Origin of the sequence: Aeromonas simiae (assembly GCF_000820125.1) — a bacterium.
In the GTDB taxonomy this organism is placed as follows: Bacteria; Pseudomonadota; Gammaproteobacteria; order Enterobacterales; family Aeromonadaceae; genus Aeromonas; species Aeromonas simiae.
On record NZ_CDBY01000059.1, the window covers coordinates 1 to 4,843 of the forward strand.

Annotated in this window: 4 protein-coding genes and 1 tRNA gene; 2 read left to right on the top strand and 3 right to left on the bottom strand. The window is 59.6% G+C overall.

Features of this window, described 5'->3' with window-relative positions; genetic code table 11:
* Positions 1-35 precede the first annotated feature (35 nt).
* Positions 36-112: transfer RNA gene (locus tag BN1134_RS12290), tRNA-Asp, on the top strand.
* Positions 113-797: 685 nt separating this feature from the next.
* The gene (gdhA, locus tag BN1134_RS12295; protein ID WP_042047546.1) at positions 798-2,129 is read left to right on the top strand and encodes an NADP-specific glutamate dehydrogenase; all 1,332 of its coding nucleotides are present in this window, start codon (positions 798-800) and stop codon (positions 2,127-2,129) included.
* 57 nt (positions 2,130-2,186) lie between these two features.
* Here gdhA and BN1134_RS12300 read toward each other — a convergent pair whose 3' ends face one another.
* From BN1134_RS12300 to BN1134_RS12310, 3 genes are all read right to left on the bottom strand, one after another.
* Positions 2,187-3,701 carry a tripartite tricarboxylate transporter permease gene (locus tag BN1134_RS12300; protein WP_042047547.1) on the bottom strand — a complete coding sequence of 505 codons (1,515 nt, stop codon included), beginning with the start codon at positions 3,699-3,701 and terminating at the stop codon, positions 2,187-2,189.
* A gap of 9 nt (positions 3,702-3,710) precedes the next feature.
* Positions 3,711-4,142: a tripartite tricarboxylate transporter TctB family protein gene (locus tag BN1134_RS12305; protein WP_042047549.1), complete on the bottom strand. Its 432-nt coding sequence runs from the start codon at positions 4,140-4,142 to the stop codon at positions 3,711-3,713.
* An 11-nt stretch (positions 4,143-4,153) separates the two neighbouring features.
* Positions 4,154-4,843 (bottom strand): Bug family tripartite tricarboxylate transporter substrate binding protein (locus BN1134_RS12310; protein WP_042047550.1); only part of this gene is annotated, 690 nt, incomplete at its 5' end.

Genomic DNA, 4,843 nt, shown 5'->3' on the forward strand with positions numbered 1-4,843 from the left:
CGGCAGATGATTTAGCTAATCAGCTAACCGAATGCGGAGCGGTAGTTCAGTCGGTTAGAATACCGGCCTGTCACGCCGGGGGTCGCGGGTTCGAGTCCCGTCCGCTCCGCCACTATTTTCGAAGGCCTTCCCTGATGTGAAGGCCTTTTTGCTTTTGCAGGCATTTATCGCTGAATCGCCGGACGACGGAAGAGGGTCGCTATAGCCTCTACCTTCGGATACCGCCCCTCAGCCCTGTGTTTCACCCTCTGCCATTCGCGCGGCAGTCACCCCGTCACGCAAGAGCAGCCCAGTCGAGCGACTGGGCTTTTTTCGTTTGGAGCGAGGGATAGCGGCGCGCTTGAATGTGAAAAGCCACTCCTTTCTCACACCGGCTTACCGATAAAGACTGGGATTGGTGGGGTTCAACCCATAGGGAAATAGGTGCGCAAGGGCGGATATGCACCACATGTAAACGTGCGTTTTATATGCATAATCCACAAAATGAAATGCAAGGTTGATCTGGCGTTTATTGGGTAGGAAAACGTGCCACAGCACGATCTTTGTGAAGCCAGTGGCAATTTTTTCGATATTTGAGTGCGAATATCCTCTCATTGGCAGTAACTTATTATCCATTATATGATAAGGTCGGATTTCTCGAGTCCTGTCTTTCGGGCCCTTTCGGCAGCGTTCAGTGCTGAAAGTCGGTTCGGCAACATTACCCAATGTGTGTTGTGAGCAATCAGCTGTGATCTTCTTCACGGCCGAAGGCTGGGCAGAACAAGGATGATTTTAAATACACTGACAGGGAGTGTGTAATGCAGTATCAGGAGTTCTTTGAGCGTTTCAGCCAGCGTTATCCGCATCAGCCCGAGTATTTGCAGGCGGTGCGTGAAGTTCTCAATTCCATTTGGCCTTTCTATAGCGCCAACCCCAAATATCAACAGCAAGGATTGCTGGAGCGCATGCTCGAGCCGGAACGCCTGATCCGTTTTCGAGTGTGCTGGGTGGATGACAAGGGCGAAGTGCAGATCAACCGGGCCTTCCGGGTGCAGCACAGCTCTGCCATCGGTCCTTACAAGGGAGGGATGCGTTTTCACCCGAGCGTCAACGCCTCAATCCTCAAGTTTCTGGCGTTTGAACAAACCTTCAAGAACGCGTTGACCTCGTTGCCGATGGGCGGTGGCAAGGGCGGCAGTGACTTTGATCCCAAGGGCAAGAGCGACGGCGAGATCATGCGCTTTTGCCAGGCGCTGATGCTGGAGCTGCATCGTCACGTCGGGCCGGATACCGATGTTCCGGCCGGCGATATCGGTGTAGGGGCCCGTGAAGTGGCCTACATGGTCGGCATGATGAAGAAACTGACCAACCGTACCTCCTGCGTCTTCACCGGCAAGGGGCTCACCTTCGGCGGCAGTGAGCTGCGTCCGGAGGCAACCGGTTACGGTCTGCTCTATTTTGTCTCCGCCATGCTCGAAGAGCAGGGGCAATCGGTGGCTGGCAAGATTATCTCGGTGTCTGGCTCGGGCAACGTCGCTCAGTTCGCCATTGAGAAGGCGATGGAGCTGGGTGGCAAGGTGATCACCGCATCCGACTCCAGCGGCTCGGTCTACGATCCGGCCGGATTCACCCCCGAGAAGCTGGCACTGCTGCGCGACATCAAGGAGCGCGGTGGCCGGATCAGCGAATATGCGCGGGCCGTGGGTGCCGAATACCTGGAAGGTCGTACTCCCTGGTCTGTGCCGACCGAGCTTGCCCTGCCGTGCGCCACCCAAAATGAGCTGCATGCGGTCGATGCCAAGGCGCTGATCGCCAACGGGGTACAACTGGTGGCAGAGGGCGCCAACATGCCTTCGACCGCTGACGCCATCTGCCTGTTCCATGAGGCGGGGGTCGCCTTTGCGCCTGGCAAGGCCGCCAACGCGGGTGGGGTGGCCACCTCGGGTCTGGAGATGAGCCAGAACGCCCAGCGCCTCTCCTGGCGCCGTGAGACCGTCGATGAGCATCTGCACCACATCATGACCTCTATCCATAAGCTCTGCGTTGAGCATGGCCGTGATGAGAGTGGCCGGATCAACTACGAGAAGGGTGCCAACATCGCCGGTTTTGTGCGGGTCGCAGAAGCCATGCTGGCACAAGGCGTGCTGTAACGCATCGGCGTTGATGACCAACCTAATAAGAAGGGGCCCTCGGGCCCCTTTGGTTTTTTATTCCCCCTGCCGGAGCAGGACTCGGCCATGTCGCAGCCGGCGCAGCAGCGGCGGCAGTGCAATGACCAAGACGGCGAGCACCAACAGTAGCTGGCTGATATTGCTTTCCCACAAGATCCCGATTTCTCCGTTGCTGATGGAGAGCGCCCGGCGCAGATTCTGCTCCAGCATCTCGCCCAGTACAAAGCCGAGGATGAGTGGCGAGAGCGGGAAGTTAAGCTTGCGCAGCACATAGCCAAATACACCCAAGCAGGCCATCAGCAGCAGATCGAACGTCGTGCTCTGTATGGAGTAGACACCGACGGCGGAGACGGCTGCGATGGTCGGCGCCAGACACCAGAGGGGGATGTTGAGCATCCGGGTGAACAGACCGATGAGGGGAATATTCATGATGAGCAACATGATATTGGCCATCAGCAGGGCCGCAATCAGCCCCCAGACGATCTCGGGCTGTTCGGTGAACATGGTTGGGCCCGGGGTGATGTTGTAGAGGGTCAGCGCCCCCATCATCACGGCGGTGGTGCCCGAGCCCGGCACGCCCAGGGTCAGCATGGGAATAAAAGAGCCGCAGGCAGAGGCGTTGTTGGCGGCCTCAGGGGCGGCGACGCCGCGAATATCCCCCTGCCCGAAGGTGCCCTGGCTGCCGGCCAGCCGTTTTTCCGACATATAGGTCAGGGCGCTGGCGATGGTGGCGCCGGCCCCCGGCAGAATGCCGACGAAAAAGCCCACGCAGGACGAGCGCAGTATGGCGCCTCTACAGTGGAGCAACTCCTTGACGCTAAACAGTAACTTTCCGGTCTGGCGCACCAGCTGCTGACCACCGCTGGTGTGCTGCTCCAACATCAGCAGGATCTCGCTCACCGAGAAAAGACCAATCACCACCACGATAAACTGGATGCCGTCAGAGAGGTTGACGCTGTCGAAGGTGAAGCGATACACGCCGGTGTTGGCATCGACCCCGACGGTGGCCAGCCCTAGCCCCATCAATGCGGCGAGAAACGACTTGAGTGGGTTTTGCCCCATCATGCTGCCGAGGCAGGCGATGGCAAACACCATGAGGGCAAAATATTCGGCCGGGCCGAACGCCAGTGACCAGCGGGCCAGGGCCGGAGCGAACAGGATGATGCCACCGATGGCGAGCAGGGAGCCAACAAACGAGCTGACCGCCGAGATGGAGAGGGCCACCCCGGCGCGCCCCTGTTTCGCCATGGGATAGCCATCCAGCGCCGTCATGATGGCGGCCGCCTCGCCCGGCACATTCAACAGGATCGATGAGATCCGTCCTCCGTATTCACAGCCGATGTAGACAGTGGCCAGCAGGATCAGCGCCGATTCCGGCGGGAGCTTGAGGGCAAAGGCCAGCGGCAGCAAGATGGCGACACCGTTGATCGGCCCCAGGCCAGGCAGCAGGCCCACCACGGTACCGATAAAGCAGCCGATGAGGGCAATGAGCAGGTTTTCCGGGGTGAGTGCGACCGCAAACCCCTGCGCAAGGTAGAACCAGGTATCCATGCTTCCTCCTCAGGAGAGCCATGCGCCAAGGGGTAACGTCACCCCCAGCAGGCGATCGAAAAGATAAAAAAGGGCGATGCCAAGCAGGGGCCCGGCCAGCAGTGAGGCCCTCCAACCGGCGCCAAACAGGCGCCCTCCCACGAGGATGAAGAGGGTGGTTGCGAGCGGGAACCCCAGCCATTCAAACCCTGCACTGTAGGCAAGCAGGGCCAACACCATGACGAGCAGGTGTTTGCGCTGTGCCAACGCCGGCCAGCTGATCCGATCCGGTGTGCGCTTGAGGATCAGCAGGGCACACAAGGCCATGAGCAGGGAGATAACGAAGGGGAAGGGGCGTGGCCCCACGGGTTCATAGGTGTATTCACTGTGCAGCTGCCAGGCGAGGGAGGCCGCCCCCAGGCTCAGCAGCAGCCAGCAAAAGGCAAACAGGCGATCGCTCATGATGCGCCTCCTTACTTGGCCAGGCCGAAAGCGCGGGCCTGCTGGCGATACTCGGCGACCTGAGCCTTCACATACTCATCCAGTGGCTGGCCTGTCAGGTTGAATTCAAACAGTGCCCGCTGATCTCGCTGGGCCTTGAAGCGGTCACTTTGCAGCAGCTTATCGAAGGTCTGCTTCCACCACTGGTAGTCGGCCTCACTGACCTTGGGGCCCAGGTAGAAGCCACGGATCACCGGCCACTCCAGGTCATAGCCCTGCTCCTTGGCGGTGGGAATGGCGCCCAGCTCCCCCGGCAGGCGGGTCTTGGCAAAGACGGCCAGCACTCTCATCTTGTTGCTAGAGAGGTAGGGAATAATCTCACTGAAGTCGCCCGAGATGGCCTGCACATGGTTTCCCATCAGGGCCGTGACGGATTCCCCACCGCCTTCGAAGGCGACATAGCGCATCTTGCGAGGGTCAATGCCGGCTTGCTTGGCCAGCATGGCGACCTTCATCCAATCCTGGCTGCCGATAGAGGCGCCAGCACCGATCACCACGCTGCTCGGGTCAGTTTGCATCGCATCGACCAGTGCCTTGAGGTTCTGGTAGGGGGCATCGTGGCGCACGGCAATCATGCCGTAATCGGTGGCGACTGCCGCCACCCAGCGCACGTCATCCACCGTGTAGCGGCCAAATTTCCCTTGGGTGTCAATCAGCATCGA